General features: G+C 53.6%; 18 protein-coding genes and 1 riboswitch. Of the genes, 16 read left to right on the forward strand and 2 right to left on the reverse strand.

Annotated features, from left to right (window positions below):
• Positions 1-11: 11 nt before the first annotated feature.
• From ytvI to D3P07_RS22260, 7 genes are all read left to right on the forward strand, one after another.
• Entirely contained in the window at positions 12-1043 is a 1032-nt protein-coding gene (gene ytvI, locus D3P07_RS22230; RefSeq protein WP_119802445.1) for a sporulation integral membrane protein YtvI, read from the forward strand.
• A 45-nt stretch (positions 1044-1088) separates the two neighbouring features.
• A riboswitch (TPP riboswitch) is annotated at positions 1089-1191 on the forward strand.
• 191 nt (positions 1192-1382) lie between these two features.
• Positions 1383-3140, forward strand: coding sequence for a phosphomethylpyrimidine synthase ThiC (gene thiC / locus D3P07_RS22235; protein WP_182914458.1), 1758 nt, complete (start codon positions 1383-1385; stop codon positions 3138-3140).
• Positions 3133-4278, forward strand: a complete 1146-nt coding sequence (locus D3P07_RS22240) for a ThiF family adenylyltransferase (protein WP_119802447.1) — start codon at positions 3133-3135, stop codon at positions 4276-4278. Before thiC ends, D3P07_RS22240 begins: the two co-directional genes overlap by 8 nt.
• The gene (thiE, locus tag D3P07_RS22245) at positions 4275-5126 is read left to right on the forward strand and encodes a thiamine phosphate synthase (protein ID WP_310732567.1); all 852 of its coding nucleotides are present in this window, start codon (positions 4275-4277) and stop codon (positions 5124-5126) included. Before D3P07_RS22240 ends, thiE begins: the two co-directional genes overlap by 4 nt.
• A gap of 4 nt (positions 5127-5130) precedes the next feature.
• Entirely contained in the window at positions 5131-5955 is an 825-nt protein-coding gene (locus D3P07_RS22250; RefSeq protein ID WP_119802449.1) for a thiazole synthase, read from the forward strand.
• On the forward strand, positions 5955-7085 hold the full coding sequence (gene thiO / locus D3P07_RS22255) for a glycine oxidase ThiO (RefSeq protein ID WP_119802450.1): 1131 nt from the start codon (positions 5955-5957) through the stop codon (positions 7083-7085). The genes D3P07_RS22250 and thiO overlap by 1 nt, the downstream gene beginning before the upstream one ends.
• 117 nt (positions 7086-7202) lie before the next feature.
• Positions 7203-7931 carry a GT-D fold domain-containing glycosyltransferase gene (locus D3P07_RS22260; protein ID WP_119802451.1) on the forward strand — a complete coding sequence of 243 codons (729 nt, stop codon included), beginning with the start codon at positions 7203-7205 and terminating at the stop codon, positions 7929-7931.
• 47 nt (positions 7932-7978) lie between these two features.
• Here the strand turns inward: D3P07_RS22260 and D3P07_RS22265 are convergent, their stop codons facing one another.
• Positions 7979-8998 carry a ketoacyl-ACP synthase III gene (locus D3P07_RS22265; RefSeq protein ID WP_119802452.1) on the reverse strand — a complete coding sequence of 340 codons (1020 nt, stop codon included), beginning with the start codon at positions 8996-8998 and terminating at the stop codon, positions 7979-7981.
• A 165-nt stretch (positions 8999-9163) separates the two neighbouring features.
• On the opposite strand from D3P07_RS22265, the gene D3P07_RS22270 reads away from it, so the two are divergent.
• The 9 genes from D3P07_RS22270 to D3P07_RS22310 all read left to right on the forward strand — a co-directional run bounded on the left by D3P07_RS22270 (position 9164) and on the right by D3P07_RS22310 (position 17944).
• Positions 9164-9910 carry a YhcN/YlaJ family sporulation lipoprotein gene (locus D3P07_RS22270; RefSeq protein WP_119802453.1) on the forward strand — a complete coding sequence of 249 codons (747 nt, stop codon included), beginning with the start codon at positions 9164-9166 and terminating at the stop codon, positions 9908-9910.
• 149 nt (positions 9911-10059) lie between these two features.
• A complete protein-coding gene (locus D3P07_RS22275; protein ID WP_310732568.1) occupies positions 10060-11373 on the forward strand; it encodes a nucleotide sugar dehydrogenase in 1314 nt (437 codons plus the stop codon).
• Between the two features lie 53 nt (positions 11374-11426).
• Positions 11427-12410: a polysaccharide biosynthesis protein gene (locus tag D3P07_RS22280; RefSeq protein ID WP_119802454.1), complete on the forward strand. Its 984-nt coding sequence runs from the start codon at positions 11427-11429 to the stop codon at positions 12408-12410.
• A 2-nt stretch (positions 12411-12412) separates the two neighbouring features.
• Positions 12413-13099, forward strand: coding sequence for a glycosyltransferase (locus D3P07_RS22285; RefSeq protein ID WP_119802455.1), 687 nt, complete (start codon positions 12413-12415; stop codon positions 13097-13099).
• 25 nt (positions 13100-13124) lie between these two features.
• The gene (locus tag D3P07_RS22290; protein WP_119802456.1) at positions 13125-13994 is read left to right on the forward strand and encodes a dTDP-4-dehydrorhamnose reductase family protein; all 870 of its coding nucleotides are present in this window, start codon (positions 13125-13127) and stop codon (positions 13992-13994) included.
• Positions 13995-14097: 103 nt separating this feature from the next.
• Positions 14098-15174 (forward strand): Gfo/Idh/MocA family protein, encoded by a 1077-nt coding sequence (locus D3P07_RS22295; RefSeq protein WP_182914459.1) that lies wholly within the window; start codon positions 14098-14100, stop codon positions 15172-15174.
• Positions 15171-16274 carry a DegT/DnrJ/EryC1/StrS family aminotransferase gene (locus tag D3P07_RS22300; RefSeq protein WP_119802458.1) on the forward strand — a complete coding sequence of 368 codons (1104 nt, stop codon included), beginning with the start codon at positions 15171-15173 and terminating at the stop codon, positions 16272-16274. The genes D3P07_RS22295 and D3P07_RS22300 overlap by 4 nt, the downstream gene beginning before the upstream one ends.
• Before the next feature lie 7 nt (positions 16275-16281).
• A complete protein-coding gene (locus D3P07_RS22305; protein WP_119802459.1) occupies positions 16282-16995 on the forward strand; it encodes an acyltransferase in 714 nt (237 codons plus the stop codon).
• A gap of 19 nt (positions 16996-17014) precedes the next feature.
• Positions 17015-17944 carry a glycosyltransferase family protein gene (locus tag D3P07_RS22310; RefSeq protein WP_119802460.1) on the forward strand — a complete coding sequence of 310 codons (930 nt, stop codon included), beginning with the start codon at positions 17015-17017 and terminating at the stop codon, positions 17942-17944.
• A 70-nt stretch (positions 17945-18014) separates the two neighbouring features.
• On the opposite strand, the gene D3P07_RS22315 is transcribed toward D3P07_RS22310, so the two are convergent.
• On the reverse strand, positions 18015-18815 hold the full coding sequence (locus D3P07_RS22315) for an FkbM family methyltransferase (protein ID WP_182914460.1): 801 nt from the start codon (positions 18813-18815) through the stop codon (positions 18015-18017).
• Between the last annotated feature and the right edge of the window lie 168 nt (positions 18816-18983).

Raw genomic sequence — 18983 nt, forward strand, 5'->3', positions numbered from 1 at the left:
AGGGGTACGGTATGTCCATTCGAGCGATTGTACTGATTGCAGTCGGTCTGTTCCTGATCTATTTGATGTTTACGGTCGGGGCACCGTTCTTGCTGGCACTAGTCGTGGCGATATTCCTTGAGCCGTTGAACGGATTTTTTATGAAGCGGCTAAAAGTGAATCGGCTTGTCGCAGCTATTATATCCAGTACGCTATTTACGGTTATCCTGCTCGGACTCATCGTCTTGCTCGGCATCAAGATCATTGCGGAGCTGATCGCTTTCCTTGAGAAGGTGCCGCATTACTTCGAGAATGCGAATGAATTTGTCGATCAGCTGCTTGTCGATGCAAGAGGCTTGTATCAGAACATGCCGCCAGATGCGATAGCAACGCTGGAAAATTATTTACTTAAGCTGACGGATACGATCACATCGGTGGTTGGCAAGCTTTCGTCGACCGTGGTGGCATTTGCATCTACACTGCCTGGCATGTTTATCTTCTTCATCGTATTCCTCGTTGCAGTCTACATGTTCAGCTTCAGCCTGAATACGATGAAAGCATCGGTTCTGTCGTTCTTCGATGAATCTTCCCGATCGCAGGTCGATCAGGTGTTGAACAATCTGAGAAAATCGATTTTCGGATTTCTCCGTTCGCAAATTATTTTGAGCGGGTTGACGTACATCATATCGCTGGCGGGACTGCTGATTCTGGATGTGAAATATCCGATGGCGATCGCGCTGCTTATCATTGTCGTCGATATTCTGCCGATTCTGGGAACCGGCTCCGTTCTTGTCCCATGGGCATCGTATCTCATCTTGACCGGCGATCTGTTCACGGGTGTCGGGCTTATTGTGCTGTTCCTGTTCATTACGGTATTCCGCCGCATTATTGAGCCGAAAATTTTGGGCGATTCCATCGGAATCGGCGCTTTGTCTGCACTGATCAGCCTTTATGTCGGCTTCAAGCTGGTCGGTGTGATCGGCGTCTTCATCGGTCCTTTGGTCGTCATTGTCTATATGGCGGCGAGGCAGGCGGGCCTGTTCCAGCAAAAAATCAAACTGTAACCAGAGGTTGACACCCGTTGTCATTCAGCGTTATAGTCTAACAAGGAAATCCACTAGGGGCGCCGTAAGGCTGAGATAAAGCATTTGCTTTGGTCCCTTTGAACCTGATCTGGGTCATGCCAGCGTAGGAAAGTGGGACAATCGGCAATGCTTATGCCAGCCGAATATATCGCGAGCGGTATCGTGTATGGATGTATGTTGAACTGCGCTTCACGCCTCATCGGCTGAGCCTGCGATCATTCATAGGACGATGTTCGCTGCAGCGTCCTCTAACTTTCTTATATGTCTGTGTATGCCTCCAGGTGGAATTCCATTATTCCATTTAGGAGGTTTTTTGTTATGTTGACTACACCATTGCCGGGTAGCCGGAAAGTCTATGTGCAAGGTTCGAATCCGACGATAGCAGTGCCGATGAGAGAAATCGCACTAACGCCAACTCAAGGAAGAAATGGAGAAGAGCTGGTGAATGAGCCCGTGCTCGTCTATGATTCAAGCGGCCCTTATACCGATACCTCCTATGAGGCTGATGTGCGTGCCGGCTTGCCGAAGCTGCGCGAATCTTGGATTACAGGCCGCCTCGATGTAGAGCGCTATGATGGCCGGGAAGTGCGTCCGGAGGATAACGGGTTCACTACGGAGGAGAGGGTGCGCGAGAAGGGAGCGGAGCTGTTCCCGAACTTGTCGCACCGGCCTCTGCGGGCCAAGGAAGGACGCAACGTTACACAACTTCATTATGCCCGTCAGGGAATCATAACGCCGGAGATGGAATACATCGCGATCCGGGAGGGAATGTCCCCGGCTTTCGTCAGAGATGAGGTAGCAGCTGGCCGCGCTATCATTCCGGCCAATATCAATCATCCGGAGAGTGAGCCGATGATTATCGGCAGAGGCTTCCACGTCAAGATTAATGCGAATATTGGCAATTCCGCCGTCGCGTCCTCGATTGAGGAGGAAGTGGAGAAAATGACCTGGGCAACCCGCTGGGGCGCCGATACGATCATGGACCTGTCCACCGGCAAAAACATACATACGACGAGGGAATGGATCGTCAACAACTCCCCTGTACCGGTCGGAACGGTGCCGATTTATCAAGCATTGGAGAAGGTGAACGGCCAAGCGGAGGCTCTTAGCTGGGAAGTATTCAGGGATACGCTGATCGAGCAGGCGGAGCAAGGCGTGGATTACTTTACCATTCATGCGGGGGTGCTGCTGCGCTATATTCCGCTCACGGCGAAGCGGGTGACAGGCATCGTATCGCGCGGAGGCTCGATTATGGCTGCCTGGTGTCTGGCGCATCATCAGGAAAACTTCCTGTATACGCACTTCGAGGAAATTTGCCAGATCATGAAGCAATACGATGTGTCCTTCTCTCTAGGTGACGGTCTCCGTCCCGGATCGATTGCGGATGCCAACGACGAAGCCCAATTCGCAGAGCTGGACACGCTTGGCGAGCTGACGAAAATCGCATGGAAGCATGATGTGCAGGTGATGATCGAAGGACCGGGCCATGTGCCGATGCATCTTATTCAGGAAAATATGACCCGGCAGCTAGCCGTATGCGACGAGGCGCCATTCTATACGCTGGGTCCGCTGACGACAGATATTGCGCCAGGTTATGATCATATTACGTCTGCCATCGGCGCGGCTATGATCGGCTGGTTCGGCACCGCGATGCTCTGCTATGTAACGCCGAAGGAGCATCTGGGCCTGCCGAACAAGGAGGATGTGAAGGAAGGGGTTATTACGTACAAGATCGCAGCGCATGCGGCTGATCTGGCCAAAGGGCATCCGCGTGCGAAAGTACGGGATGATGCCTTGTCCAAAGCCCGCTTCGAATTCCGCTGGCGCGACCAGTTCCATCTGTCGCTCGATCCGGAGAGAGCGATGTCCTACCATGATGAGACGCTGCCTGCGGAGGCGGCGAAGTCTGCACACTTCTGCTCCATGTGCGGACCGAAGTTTTGCAGCATGCGCATTACGCAGGACATCCGGGAATACGCCGCACAGAACGGAATGGAGACGACAGAGGCGATCGAAGCCGGCATGAAGGAGAAGTCGGAAGCGTTCAAGGCGGCAGGAAGCTCGATCTATGCATAAGCAAGCAAATGGAATATGGGCGGATCGGTATGACAGGCAAATTCGGTTCGCCCCAATCGGGCCGAAGGGTCAGGCGAGTCTGGCGAAGGCACAGGCGCTTGTCGTAGGCTGCGGGGCGCTCGGCGCCTCGCTGGCCCAGCATTTGACAAGGGCTGGTGTGGGCAAGGTGCGAATCGCCGATCGCGATTACGTGGAGCCCAGCAACCTTCAGCGGCAGGTGCTCTTCCATGAAGCGGATGCGCTGGCCGCGCTCCCCAAGGCGGTAGCGGCGGCGGAGAAGCTGCGCGCCATTAACGGAAGCATCGACATCGAAGCGCTTGTGATGGATGTGAATATCGGCAATCTAGCGATCGCGATGGATGGAGCGGATTTGGTGCTGGACGGAACGGACAACACGGCAACGAGGCTGCTGCTGAGCGAAGCGTGTTTTGCGCGCAACATTCCGTTTGTCTATGGAGGCATTGCTGGAGCAGAGGGGATGAGCGCTGTGCTTGTTCCAGGCGAGACTTCATGCTTGCGCTGCTTGATCGGAGACGATGCGGAAGCGGATGAAGGCCAGAATTGCGATACCGCTGGCGTCTTGTCCGCCGCTGTTGAATTTGTAGCGTCGCTGCAGGCGGTCGAAGCGATCAAATGGTTAAGCGGGAATCGAGCCGCTGTTCGCAAAAGCTGGATTACTGCAGATCTGTGGGACTTTTCCGTTCGCGAGTCCGCGTTGCCCGGTTGCTCGCCGGGATGCCGCGTATGTGGCGCGCATGCTGGCGAAGCGGGCACGCAGTGGATAGATGCATCCATTCGGGATGGGCAGGCAGAAAGGAATAGGGATACCGGCTCCCATGCATCCAACTGGGTGCATAACGCGGCCGTTGCGCTTTGCGGCAGAGATTCTGTCCAGGTGACGCTCCAGGCATCGTTCCAATTGGATCAGTGGAGAGATACATTCGAACGTCGGGGATATGAATACAAGGCAAATCGCTATTTGCTTAAGGTACTGCTGCCGGAGGGCGAGCGATTGGTGCTGTTCCCGGATGGTCGCGTATTGGTGCAGGGCGTCGCCGATCCTGCTAGAGCGCTTCAGCTATGCGCGTCTTACTTGGCCGATCCGAAAGCGATGGCAACAGAGGAGGCAAAAACGTGATAGAGAGACAGTGGAGCGACTTTGAGCTGTACGTCATCACCGCTTCTGCCAATTATCCTGGCAGAGATTTGATTGAGGTGATGGAGCAGACGCTGATTGGCGGTGCTGGAATGCTGCAGCTTCGCAATAAGACAGGCTCGCGGGAGGAAGTGCTTCACGAAGCGACGGCGCTGCGGAAGCTGACCAGAGCGTACGGTGTTCCGTTCATTGTAAATGATTACGTCGATATCGCCATTCAGGTCGGTGCGGATGGCGTACATATCGGCCAAGACGATATGCCGATGGCGGAGGCTCGCCAGCTGCTGGGTCCCGGCAAGCTGATAGGGGTATCGACCCACAGCCTGGAGCAAGCGCTGAAGGCGGAGCGGGACGGAGCGGATTATATCGGCGTAGGTCCCGTATATCCGACGAATACGAAGCCGGGAAGAGCAGCGGTATCGACCTCCTATGTATCGGAGGCTGCAGCGCATATTGGCATTCCGTTCGTGGCAATCGGCGGCATTACGCTTGACAATGCCGACTTGGTGCTGGAAGCGGGCGCTCGACGCCTATGCGCCGTGTCCGCCATTGTCGGCAGTGAAGATCCCGCTGCCGCATGCCGCTCCTTTTTAGACAAGATAGCCCGTTGCAAAACAAAGGAGAGAAGAACAGTCACCATCAGACTGAACGGAGAGACACGCCATACTTCGGCAGGCAATTTGGAAGAGTTGGTGAGGGAGCTTGGTCAAAGCCATAAGCGGATTGTCGCCGAGCTGAACGGCGCTCTCGTCTCGAAAGGCATGTGGGCGGATACGGCTATTGAACCGGAAGCGGATGTCGAATTGATACAGTTTGTTGGAGGGGGCTGATCGCATGACGGCAAAGTACGATTCGGCTGTCTTCCGGCTTGGAGGGAAGGAGCTGCGTTCACGTTTTTTTCTCGGTACGGGACGGTTCCCGAGCCCGGCTGTCATGCAGCAGGCATTGGAGTCATCCGGAGCGGAAGTGATCACCTTTGCGGTGCGGCGGGTAGATCTGGACAGCTATGAAGACGACTCAATCCTGCAGCATCTGGGGGAGAGGGGGCTCCACTATTTGCCGAATACATCCGGCGCAAGCACGGCGGAGGAAGCGGTACGGATTGCGAGACTGGCACGTGCCGCAGGCCTTGGCAATTGGATCAAGATCGAGATTAGCGGCAGTCCGGTGACGCTTCTGCCCGATCCGATCGAGACGCTGAGAGCTACGGATATTTTAGCAAATGAAGGATTTGTTGCGCTGCCCTATACATCTGACGACCCCATTCTATGCAAGCGGCTTGAAGAAGCGGGCGCTGCAGCGGTTATGCCTGGCGCTTCGCCCATTGGCACAGGACTCGGCTTGCTAAATCCGTATCACTTGGGACTGATTATCGAGGATGCAAGAGTGCCGATCATTGTAGATGCCGGCATCGGATCGCCGAAGGATGCAGCGGAAGCGATGGAACTGGGCGCTTCGGCCATTCTGGCGAATACGCCTGTAGCCAAGGCAAAGGACCCGGTCAAGATGGCGCAAGCCTTTGCCATGGCGATTGAGGCGGGACGGCTGGCAAGCGAGGCGGGCAGAATACCGAAGAAGAAATACGCATCGGCAAGCAGCGATCCCGCCGGCTCCTTATTCCAGCATACTCCCTTAAGTTATAAAGGGGAGGGCTGTTAATGCCGCAATCGGTCATTATGCTAGGCGGCGGCATTATCGGCTTGTCTTGCGCATTCGAAGCAGCTCTAAGGGGCTATCGGGTTATTGTACTGGAAGCCGGTAACTTCGGAGGCCAGGCATCGGGCGCTGCGGCTGGCATGCTGGCTCCTTATTCGGAGAATACAGATCAGCCGGATGCCTTCTTCCGGTTATGCTTGCAAAGCCTGAATCTGTATAAGCCGTGGGTTGAGAAGGTAGAGGCATACTCCGGCATGTCGACCGACTGGGTCAGAAGCGGCAGCTTGAACGTCTTCCGGCATGAAGCGGATCTGTTTCCCTTATGGTCCAGAATAAGATGGCATAATGAATGGGGGGCAAAGGCGGAGCTGGTCGAGGGGGCTGCGTTGCGGGAGCTGGAGCCGGGGCTGTCGCATGAGATTACGGCTGCCCTATATTGCCCGGAAGAGAGCCATATCTATGCGCCAGGTCTCGTAGCGGCGCTGGAGACAGCATGCCGCAAGCTCGGCGTGAAGCTATACGATTATGCCGGAGAGCTGCTCGATCTGGCATTCCATGAAGCATCCGGCGTGACCGTGCGGATGGCCGGAATCCCCGCAATAAGCGCCGATCGAATTGTTATTTGCTCAGGGGCTTGGTCAGGCGCGCTGGAGCGCTGGCTGAACATTTCTCTTCCGATTCATCCCATCCGCGGGCAAATTTGCTCCTATGAAAGCATGCCCGATGATTTGCGCCATATGATCTTCTCCAGTCAGGCTTATTGGGTGAACAAGCCGATGGGCCGGATCGTCTGCGGAGCTTCTGAAGATGTTGCTGGATTCGATTCCTCGGTTACGGATAGAGGCATCGAGAGGCTGATCCGTGCAAGCGAGCGCTGGCTGCCTCATCTGACAGACAAGAACACGGCTCATCGCTGGGCGGGACTCCGGCCTGCCACCATGGATGGACTGCCGCTGATCGGAAGCGTCGAGGGCAAGCCCTCCGCCATTATGGCATCGGGACACTATCGCAATGGCATTTTGCTTAGTCCGGTGACGGCCATGCTTGCTTGCGATCTGCTGGACGGACGCACAGAGTCTTCGCTGATTACGGCGTTTTCGCCAAATCGATTCACAGCGCTACGGTCTGTATAACGATCATCTGCCTTATACTTATCTTTCACCCAGCAGGACGGATATCCAAACCTTCGCGAGGAAGAACCATATACTAGGGGATAAGAGTCTTTAACTTATGGATCGTGGAGGTATGATATGATTTCGAATATTCTGGATGAGGATCTTCTGAGCAAAGATGAGATTGTGGAGCGCCTGAAGACGGCACTGATAAATAAAACCCCGTATTGTCTCGTTCGTATTGGGGATGGAGAAAATTTCGTGTTGTCGCAGGATTCCGTTTATACGATGGAACAGACGCTTGGCCAGCTGTGGGTGAAAGAGGCGAATAAAGGAAGGAAGGGTGTGCGCTTCCCCAATATTCCGGTTCGGGACCAGCTGGTAGAAGCGATTCGGGAAGCGGATATTGTCGGCATTCTTGCCAAAAACGACAAGGTGATCCGTGCTCATCCCAATCATAAGCGTGTATTGACGAACCGGATTTTCAACCACTTCGAGCTTATGCCGCAGGCAGTCTGCAACGCAATCGTGAATAGGGAACTGATCTACCATAAGCCGTTTTGGGAGATGCTGCATGAGCAGAACAGCCGGGTTGTGCTCGTTTCCAGATGGGCTGGCGGGACGAAGCAGCGGCTGATTAGGCCGCCTTATCATTTGCAAGTGCCATTCACCTTGCCATTCGAGCGCAACGAAATGATGGCGGATACGCTGGACATTTTGGAGCAGCGCAAGGATGAATACGATATCGTGTTATGCTCCTGCGGGATTAATGCGGTCATATTGGCCCATCAGATTAAGAAGCGAATCGGCAAGATCGGCGTGGATTTCGGTATTGGCTCGCAAATTATTTCATCTGTCAAAATATAGCGGTAGAGGATGGCCCGCGCTTCAACAAGCGGGCCATCCTCTATTCATTATGGCAACTGCCAGCGAAGCACAACGCCGGCTTGCGTCAGTCCGCCACCGAAGCCATGAAGCAGGAGCGTGTGCCCGGCCTTCACTCTGCCGTCCCGAACCGCATCATCTAACGCGAGCGGGATGGAAGCTGCCGATGTATTGCCATATTTCGCTATACTGGACAAAGCCTGCTCTTCGCGAAAGCCGACTCTTTCACATAAGGCGTCAATGATCCGTTGATTGGCATTATGCGGGATAAACCAGTCAATGTCTTCGGGCTGCAGGCTGCATTGCTGCAGCAATTCGCGAACTCCTTCAGATACCTGGCTTACTGCCCAGCGATAGACCTCTCGGCCGTTCTGTACGAGCTTTCCGCTGGTCTGAATGGCATAGTCCCCGATGGAAGCGGACAGATTGCTCAAGTAAACATGTCTCCCGCCATCTCCTTCAGTATCGGAGTAAGCTCCCAGCATAGCCCCATTGCCGTTCCCCGCAAGTTCCAGCAATACCGCACCTGCGCCGTCTCCGAACAAGATGCATGTCGTACGGTCTGAATAATCCGTAATTTTCGTCAAGGCATCCGCCGCAAGCACGAGCACCTTCCGGTACAAGCCTGACAGAAGCAGTCCGTTCGCAAGCTGCAAGGCAGCGGTGAAGCCTGCGCATGCCGCTTGAATATCTATGGCGCCGCATTGCTTGATATTGAATCTGGCTTGTATGGTAGCTGCCACACTCGGGAAAATAGTGTCAGGCGTAGACGTCGCTACAATAATATAATCAACGTCACTCAGCTCGGAGCCGTACCGCTCCACCAAATTGTCGACGGCTCCTGCGATGAGATCGGATGTAAACTCGTTTTCTTCGGCTACGCGCCGCTCCTTGATGCCGGTCCGCTGCACGATCCATTCGTCGTTCGTGTCAACCATTCCGGCAAGATCTTCATTTGTTAATCTGCGTGCAGGCACATACGTACCTATTGCGGTGATGACGCTGTTGGATACAAAGGATTGACCGTTGTTGCGTGCGGATGAAGACATATTAACACCTCTTTCGCCAAAATTAGCACCAGATACTAATACTTGATACTAATAATATAGTAGCTGTATTGCCAATTGTCAACGGACGTATAGCCGCAGGCGGATTGACAAACGCTATAGCCAAGTCTGAATAAGGCTTTGATTACAGGAACGGGAGGTTGGCCAATGCGGAAAAAAATGATGACGCTGACGGCTGGCGTTGTGCTTAGCGCTATGCTTGGCGGCTGCGGAATGGAATTTCAAGGCGACTTGGGCAACAAAAACATCCGGCAGAATTCAATCCGATACGATTCAAGCGGTTCATTGATCAAGGACAAGCGATTTGCCGATGATGGCATGAACGAGCGCAACCGGGTGAACGGAAGACATTTAAGAAGCAATAATCTCGTCGGTTCTCATAAAAATTACCGTATCGAAATGAGCAGGGCCATCGCTGATAAGTTAACCGAAATCGACACGGTTCAATCATCCTCCGTCATGTTGGCCGATGATAATGCCTATGTTGCTGTATCGCTGGATGGGGGCGGCTTGACGATGCAGTCGCAAAACCAAAACTCCGGCCGGACACATATCGGATTATTCAGCAAGGACGGCGCGCAGACGGGCAAGCGTATGAGCAGCCTGTCTACCGGGGAAGATAAGCTAACAGAAGAGCTGAAGGCTCAAATCGCCAGTATCGTAAAGGAACTAAGACCAACCATCGTACACGTCTATGTATCCGCCAACCCTGAATTTGTAGGCAGAATGGCCGCCTACATGAAAGACGATGAAATGGGCTATCCGGTGCAGAACTACATTATGGAGTTCAATGGGCTTGTGGAGCGCGTGTTCCCTGTGGTCCAGCCGCTAACGACAGATCGCGGCATCTTAAAAACGACAAGCGTATCAAGAAAATACAGAATTCTTGATTAAGAAGGACGTTAGCAAGAAAAGGCTGACCGCCGAATAGGCAGGTCGGCCTTTTTGCGTGTGTGGAAACAATCGTCCATTCCAGCTTATGAATCTCGTCATATAGTAATCTAGCGATTTTGACAACGGCTGGAAAGAAGGCGAGAGAAGGAATGATGATGGAACAGCAATGGGCAGAAGGCAATGACCAGAAAACAGTGGCGATTATCGGGCTTGGCTACGTGGGGCTTCCGCTGGCGCTGCTCTTTGTGAAAAAAGGATTCCGTGTGCTGGGCATCGACTTGGATGCTAATAAAATCGAGCTGCTGCACAAAGGAAAAAGCTATATTCATGAAATTCCTGACGAAAGCATACAGTCTGCGGTAAAAACTCAACGATTCCTGGCAACGAGCCAGCATAGCGCGATACAAGCGGCCGAGGCCGTTATTGTCTGTGTGCCGACGCCGCTTACCGAATACGGGACACCGGATTTGAGCTATCTGACGGAGGCTGCGACTCAGATCGGCCTCCGGCTGAAGAAGGGGCAGCTTGTCGTACTGGAAAGCTCTACGTACCCCGGGACGACAAGGGAAGTATTGCTTCCGCTGCTCGGCAAATCAGGCCTCAAGGCGGGGGAGGACTTTCATGTGGCTTATTCACCTGAACGCGTCGATCCAGGGAATAAGCGGTTTCCGCTGGAACGAATCCCGAAGATCGTCAGCGGCACGACGCCTCGCTGCCTGGCCAAAGTCAAAGAACTGTACAGCGAAATTTTCCCCAAGGTTCACCCGGTGTCCACGACGGATGCAGCGGAAATGGCCAAAATTTTGGAGAATGCGTATCGGTTAGTAAACATTTCCTTTATGAATGAAATGGCTATGATATGCGACAGATTGAATCTGGACATCTGGGAAGTGATCGACGCGGCGGGGACGAAGCCCTTCGGCTTTACGCCATTCTATCCGGGTCCGGGCATTGGCGGACATTGCATTCCGGTTGATCCGTCCTATTTGTTATGGAAGGTGAAGCAATATGATATGAATTCCGAGTTCATCAGCATGTCGAACGCGATCAATCATAAAATGCCTCTCTACGTGACGCAGCAGCTCAAGAATGTCCTGTCGCCGAAGTCGCTGTCTGGCTCCAGCATCCTCGTCTATGGCGTGGCATATAAACCGGATATCGCGGATTACCGGGAATCGGCATCTATCGATTTGATGAAGCTGCTTAGACTGGAAGGCGCGAAGGTCTACTATCACGATCCGTATATTCCCAAGTTGTCTCTGGGAGATGGAGTGATGGCAAGCGTCAAGCTGGATCAGCAGCTGCTGGCTAACATGGATGGCGTCGTCATTGCGACCAACCATAGCGGCATGCCCGTGGAATTTATGCTGGAGCATGCCAAATTGATTTACGATACACGCAATTCGACGCAAGGGAAAAGCGGCAAAGCTAAGGTGCTGCGGCTAGGTGTCGGAAACGGCTAGCCGCCTAATCTTTAGATGAGGGTTGCAGAGATGTGAATAGGGAGGGCGGCGATATGTTCAATAATTCTATTGTTTTGATTACAGGGGGAACGGGCTCGTGGGGCAGGGAGCTGACCAAGCGGCTGCTTGCTCTGCGTCCCAAGGAAATCCGGATATTCTCCAGGGGTGAATTTAATCAGGTACTAATGGCAAGAGAGTATGAGCATGCTCCCGAAGTAACCTTCCGAATCGGGGATGTGAGAGATTATGAGGCGGTGCGCAGCGCATGCGCCAATGTCGACTATATTTTCCATCTGGCTGCATTGAAGCATGTGACGATCTGCGAGAATCAGCCGGAGGAAGCGCTGAACACCAATGTCAAGGGCACAGAGAATGTCATACGCGCCAGTCTCGAGGCGGGCGTGAAGAAGGTCATCGATGTATCAACGGATAAAGCGGTCAATCCCGTCAACTTCTATGGCATGACGAAGCTGCTGGGCGAGCGGCTGATCTTGAATGCAGACGCCCGCAGCGAGACGACTAGGTATGCGTGCGTTCGAGGGGGGAATGTGCTTGGAACGCGCGGCAGCGTCGTGCCATTCTTCCTCGATATGATCAAGCAGCAAAAAACGTTTCCGATTACTTCCGTTCGGATGACCCGGTTCCTGCTCACGGTGTCCGATGCGATTGAGCTGCTGATCAAGGCAGCGACGGAAGCCGTCGGCGGCGAAATTTATGTGATGAAGATGAATGCCTGCCGAATCACCGATTTGGCGAGCGCCTTGCAGGAGAAGCATGGCGTACCGCATCTGGGCATGAAGGAGGTCGGCATCCGGCCAGGTGAGAAGCTGCATGAGGAGCTGGTGTCCCCTTACGAATCCGAAAGCGCATATCGATTTGACCGGCAGTATTATGTCATCCTGCCTCCCCATCCATCCCGGCGGCTATCGGACAAGTACCGTGCTCTGCCGAAAGCCGGATTCCGCGGATATAGCTCGAATGATTCCTTAATGTCCAAACAGGAAATTATCCAATTGCTGCAAAAAGGAGGGTACTAGCATTGAATCAGCCTGTTATTGTGATCGAGGTACACTTCAACAGCATATATTTCAGTGACAACATCTACAATCAGGATTGGATTGATTACCGGATGAAGCTGACGATGGACTATACCGTCAGAAGCTTTATAGGCCAATCGGATACAAACTTTCATACTTTTATTTATTATATGGACGGGACGGAGGCTCTGATCAACCAAGCGCTGCAGCCATACCCGCCGCTGCCTGCCCACATTCAATTCGTGCCAATCTCGGAGCGGGACGCCCGAGTAAGCGAAGCGATTCTGGGCTCGGAACGCGCCTTTGTGGCCCGCATTGATTCCGACAATATGTTCAGCCGGGATTATGTAGAGCGACTGCGGGCTTATGTGCCCAAGAGCACGACGGAGGTTATTATCACTCAGCATGGCTACTTGTATGACTGCACCTCGCACCGCATGGCTAAGGTAACGTATAGATCTCCTTCTTTCTTTGCCTTCCTCTACAACACACAGGATTATTTGGCAGGTAAAAGGTATGCCGTAAAGACGCATAACGATGCCATAAACTACAGGTATGAGCTGCTGGGCGGCCGAAACTTCGTGGTGGTTATTCATCAGTCTAATGAGCTGCTCCGTTTCAAGGTCAAGTCATCGGAGTTGATCGAGCCTTCGCAGGTCGACGCGCTGCTCAGTCTGTTCAAGGTATGATGCCAAAAAGCGAGGGGGGCGAATCGTGAAAAAAATAGTAGTGCTCGGAGGCAAAGGCATGGCGGGGCATCTGCTGACACTCTGGCTGTCCCGCAACGGCTGCGAGGTTATTGCAACCCAGCGAAGCGGAGCGGAGGCTGCGCCTTATACGCGCCTCGATCTCAGGGATGAGAAACGTCTGGAGCTTATGCTGAAGGAGCAGAAGCCGGATGCGGTCATTAATGCGGCCGGCTTGCTGAACGAAGAGGCGAAGCTTCGGCTGCGGGAAGCGGTTGAAATCAACAGCCTGCTCCCGCACAGGCTTGCCGATTATGGGGACGAGTTAGGTTTTCGGCTGTTCCATATTAGTACGGATTGTGTATTCTCCGGCATATCGGGGCCCTATGAGGAATCGAGGACGGCGGATGGAGCGACGGCTTATGCCAAGAGCAAAAGCTTGGGGGAAGTCATCAGGCCGAATCATTTGACGATTCGTACATCCATTATCGGTCCGGAATTGAAGGCAGACGGGATCGGGCTTATGCATTGGTTTCTTCTGGAGAACGGCCCGGTTCAAGGGTATAGCCGTGTATTCTGGAACGGCGTGACCACGCTGGAGCTGGCGAAGTTTATCGGCTGGACCCTGCGTCATCCGATTGACGGGCTTGTGCATTTGACCGGCAATAAAAAGCTGTCGAAGCACAAGCTGCTGCAGACGATGAACGCAGTGTTCCGCAGAGGAATATCGATTACGCCTTGCAGCAAGCTGCATCATGACAAAAGCCTGTTGAACACAAGAGCGGACTTCGCATATGCGGCTGCGGACTATCCCGCCATGCTGGAGGAGCTTGCGCAGTGGATGGGGGAGCATCGTGAATTGTATCCTCACTATCGCCTGCCGAAGGGCAAACCCTGAGAAATAACGTATGCCGCGTCCATATCATTCTCGCAAGGCAATCATATACTGCTAAGTAAAGATGAGAGAGAACTGGCAGCAAGAAAGCGGAAGGAGAATCCGTATGGAAGTATGGCGAATCGCGATCATAGGCTGCGGGGGCATCGCCGAAAAGCATGTCGCATCGATCGCCGAGCTGGACGGGGAAGCGGAGCTTGTCGGCCTATGCGATCTGCAGCAAGAGAGAGTGGAGCGTTTCGCAAACGATATCGTCCGACCTGTCTTTCCGGCAGTCGCAGCGTATACTTCGGTAAGCGAAGTGCTGGAGCAGGAAAATATCGATCTTGTAGTCATAGCCACAAGCAGCGATTCCCATGGAAGGCTGGCGATGGCGGCATTGAAAGCCGGCAAGCATGTGATAGTCGAAAAGCCGCTGGCGCTGTCGCTGGAGGAAGCGTCGGCGGTCACTGAAGAGGCGAGAGAGCGGAAGCTTGTGGCGGCGGTCTGCTTCCAGGCGAGGTATTTGCCCTTGATGGAAGAGATGAAGTCCGCCGAACGCATGGGGAAATTCGGCAAGCTGAGTCACGGCGTTGTCTCCATGCGCTGGAAGCGCGAGCTTGGTTATTACCGCAGCAGTCCGTGGCGCGAATCGCGAGGGCATGGCGGCGGAGTGTTCATGAATCAATGCATCCACTACATTGATCTCCTCCTTTGGCTGATGGGTCCGGTGCAGTCTGTATACGCGCAAGCAGGAACCTATGGCGATCCCATCGGGGTAGAGAACGCGGGAGCAGTCGTGCTGCGGTTCCGAAGCGGGGCAATCGGCTTGATAGAAGCTTCGACAATTATAGCTCCGCGAACTCTGGGCACTTCGATCAGCCTGTTCGGCGAGAAAGGCAGCGCGGTGATCGAAGGGGCGAATTTGGATCAGCGGAAAGTATGGTCTTTTTATGAGGATGAAGCGCCAGCGGAGGATAAGGTTATAGCGAATCATGGCATATCCCACACACCTCTATATCGGGAAATACTTGAAAGCATCAGGGAGCAAAAACAGCCGTCTGTCTCGGCGGAGCAGACGATGCATGCGCTGGAAGTGGTGCTGGCGATCTACAGCTCTCTTACGGCAGGCGAGGTTGTGCAGTTGCCGATGGGGACGGACAGCGGTCAGTCTGTGCGGCAGGATCAGGAGAGCAGCTTATGATTATTCCGTTAATCGACTTGCGGGCGCAGTATATGGAAGTGAAGGATGAGCTGGAAGGGGCCATGCGACGCGTGCTTGACAGCGGGATTTACATCGGAGGCCCTGAGGTGGAAGCGCTGGAGAGCGAGATTGCTAGGTTCACGGGCGTACGATATGCGATCTCCGTGGCGAACGGTACGGATGCGCTGACGCTTGCCTTGGAGGCGGCGGGTATCGGTCCGGGTGACGAAGTCATTACGACTTCATTTACGTTTTTTGCAACAGCGGAGGCGATTGTTCGCCAAGGAGCGGTTCCAGTATTCGCGGACATTGACCCGCGCACATTCAATATAAGTCCGGAAGCGGTGGAGGCCAGGGTGACGCCGAGGACGAAAGCGATCATGCCCGTCCATATTTTCGGCCAGCCTGCCGATATGGACGCCTTGCAGGATATTGCAGAGCGGCATAACCTGCTTATCATTGAAGACGCCTGCCAGGCAATTGGGTCCACTTACAAGGGAAGGGCTATCGGCTCGATCGGAGATATCGGCTGTATTTCTTTTTTTCCGACCAAAAACCTGGGGGGCTATGGCGACGGGGGCATTGTCGTGACCAATAATGAGGGAGTAGCTGACCGCATCCGGCTGTTATGCCATCATGGCAGCCGGCGCAAGTATTTTCACGAAATTGCCGGCTACAATAGTCGTCTCGATCCGCTGCAAGCGGCGGCAATACGCGTGAAACTGGCAAAGCTGAATGAATGGAACGACAGAAGGAGAGCCGCAGCTGCTTATTACAGCGAACACCTGCAAGGGCTTCCGCTCGTGCTTCCTCACGCTTCCAGCGAGAGCAGTCATGTCTATCATTTGTATGTAACGCTATACAAGGATCGGGAACGGCTTACATTGGAATTGAAGCGCCACGGCATCTCGACGGGTCATTATTATCCGTGTCCGCAGCATCTTCAGCAGGCGCTGAGGCATCTGGGATATAAGCGCGGAGACTTGCCGGTCACGGAGGCCGTCTGCGAGCAGTCCTTTGCGCTGCCGATCTCGCCTCATCTGACGAGAGAGCAGCAGCGTTATATTATGGATAAACTGATGCGCTATGCAAAGGGGTGAGGACGAAATGAACGCTGTTACAATGGGCGGGCATGTGGTCATCGGTGAAGGCGTGAAGTTCGGAGAGAACGTGGTCATCGGCCATCATGCCGTTATTCACGACGGAAGCGAGATCGGCTCGCATGTCCGGATTCATGATCATGCCGTAATCGGCAAGCTGCCTGTGAAAGCCAAAAACTCCGCGACCACATCAACTAACGTAGCGCTTGCGCCAGCGGTCATCCAAGACGGCTGTACAATCGGCACAGGTGCGGTTGTTTACAGAGGAGTCCTGCTTGGGAGTGATGTGTTCGTTGCGGACTACGCCACCGTCCGGGAGCGCGTGACTGTCGGGGCGGCTACGATTATCGGCCGCGGAGTGGCGATTGAGAATGACTGCAGCATCGGCGCCAATTGCAAGCTGGAGACGAATAGCTATCTATGCGCATTTTCCGTGCTGGAGGATGATGTCTTTATTGCGCCGTTCGCGACTACGACGAATGATAATTATCTCGCCCGTTCGCAGCAGCGCTTCGGCCAATTTCGGGGCGTCATCATCAAGCGAGGAGGCCGGGTCGGGGCGAATGCTACCATACTGCCGGGCAGGACGATCCATGAGGAGGGTGTCGCGGCAGCGGGAAGCGTCGTAACCCGGGATATTCCCCCGCGGACGATCGTGGTGGGAGTGCCGGCGCGCAGACTGAGAGATGTGCCTCCGGAGCAATGGCTGGAGAATCAATAGTCGACAAGGAGGCTGATCCGTGGAGAGGCCGTTGAAAATATTGATGCTGGTCAAGCGGTTTGCGGAAGCCATGCCCAAGCATCAGCATAAATTTGATATGCTGGCGGCAATCGAGAAGGTTGCCGAGGTCCGGTATTGGACGAAGGATGGGAATATTCTCGATATTCTCGCCCGAATCGATTTTCAGCCGGACTTTATTTTCCATTATGATTTTGAATGGCGCAATGCGTTTGCGCCTCATATTACGAATCTGGATAAGGTCAATATATTGAAGGGCTGCTACGTGCTCGACGTTCACTTCGAGCCGGAAAAGCGGAATAAATATTTTCACCAAAACGCTCGTCCAGATTTGATCTTCTCAGCCAGCAAATATCCCTTCCTGAAAGCATTCCCGGAATGCGCTTCCCGGTTCTGCTGGCTTCCATTCGGCGTCAATCCGGAGCTAATTAGAGATTACGGGCTGGAGAAGGATATTAAATATTCTTTAATGGGACTGATGGACAACAAGTATCCGTTCCGTCATGCCGTCCTGAAGAAGATGAACGGAATAGAAGGGTTTACGCATTTCAAGCATCCCGGTCACCGGACGCCGGAGCGGCCGGGCTTGTTCGTGAAGGAGGCTTATGCCGCCGCGCTGAACCGCTCTCTGATGTCCTTCACATGCGGCAGCGTGCTGCAAATTCCGGTTGCCAAGTTTTTTGAAATTCCGGGCTGCCGGTCGCTTATGCTGGCGGAGCCTAATCCCGATATTGAAGAGCTCGGCTTCAAGGACGGAGCCAATTACATCGCCTGTGACAGAGGCAACTTGCTGGGCAAGGCGCTCCATTATGTGAACGAGGCGGAGGAGAGGAAGCGTCTGACGGACGCGGGTTATGCTTTTATTCATGAGAACCATACGAATGAAAGGCGGGCGGAGGAATTCGTCGGTATGATCAAAGCGATGTTGTAACGGGAAGAGGGCCGTTTCTCCGGCAGAAATCTGCCATGGAGGAGCGGCCCTCTGTTTTTGCGTCAAGTATTCAGCTCTTCAGCTTGGCAAGCTGCTCTACGTCGGTCAGGAGGATTAAATCATTGCAGTCTTTGTCTCGCGTGAAGTATTGGAGTGCCGATTCATAATGAGGCGCTTTAATTTCCGTCAGCGCGCCTCTATTGCCAGGTGCGAAGAGCAGGAAGTGCTCGGATAGGAACGATACAAACGCGCGCAGATCGACGCCCTTTTTCTCCATATAACTCATGTTGAATTCAATGATGCCCGCGACCTCCTTGGCTTCCTTCAGGAGACGGCTCATGCCGCGCAGGACGTTCCATTCATAGCCTTCCACATCAAGCTTGAACAGGAGCGTGTCGTCCTTAATTGTCCGGTCGTCGAACAGGCTGTCGACGGTTACGCTCGGAATGGTAATTTCCCGGAAGGCCCGCTCTCCAAGATGGAAGGCCGACGAATTGCCGGACCGCACCTTATCGACGTAGAACGTGACGGAGGACTGGAGCTGGTCGGATGCAATCGCGTTGACGATGCGGAATTGGCTTCCGTTCGGATGTTCCTCGATGGACCTTGTCAAGTAGGGGCGAAGCACCTCGTTGGCATCAATGACGGTAATGGATGCGTCGCTGCCGTAGACAGTTGACAGGACAATCTCTCCATAATTGACACCAGCGTCAATGACCAGACTAGGTCCGATCTTCTGCGTCATCGTTCTCCACCAATGGACAATGCGCGGCTGCGTCATGCCTTTGTAGCGCATTAGGCTCGCGCCCTTCAAATCTCTCGGATTGACGTAAATGGGATGATTGGTTCCCGGTATAATCAATTTATGCACAATCATTCTCCTCCTGTACGGCAAATTCTGCGCATCTGTCGCGCAGCGCTTCTATTAACATATTCAGCTTTCTCGCAACCTGTACTAGATTGGCATCCAGTCGCAACCAAAACCACGTATTTTTTGCTATTTTCATTGACCTTGCAGGATGCATTCGATAAAGTGGTT

This window comes from Paenibacillus sp. 1011MAR3C5, from assembly GCF_003591485.1.
Classification (GTDB): domain Bacteria; phylum Bacillota; class Bacilli; order Paenibacillales; family Paenibacillaceae; genus Pristimantibacillus.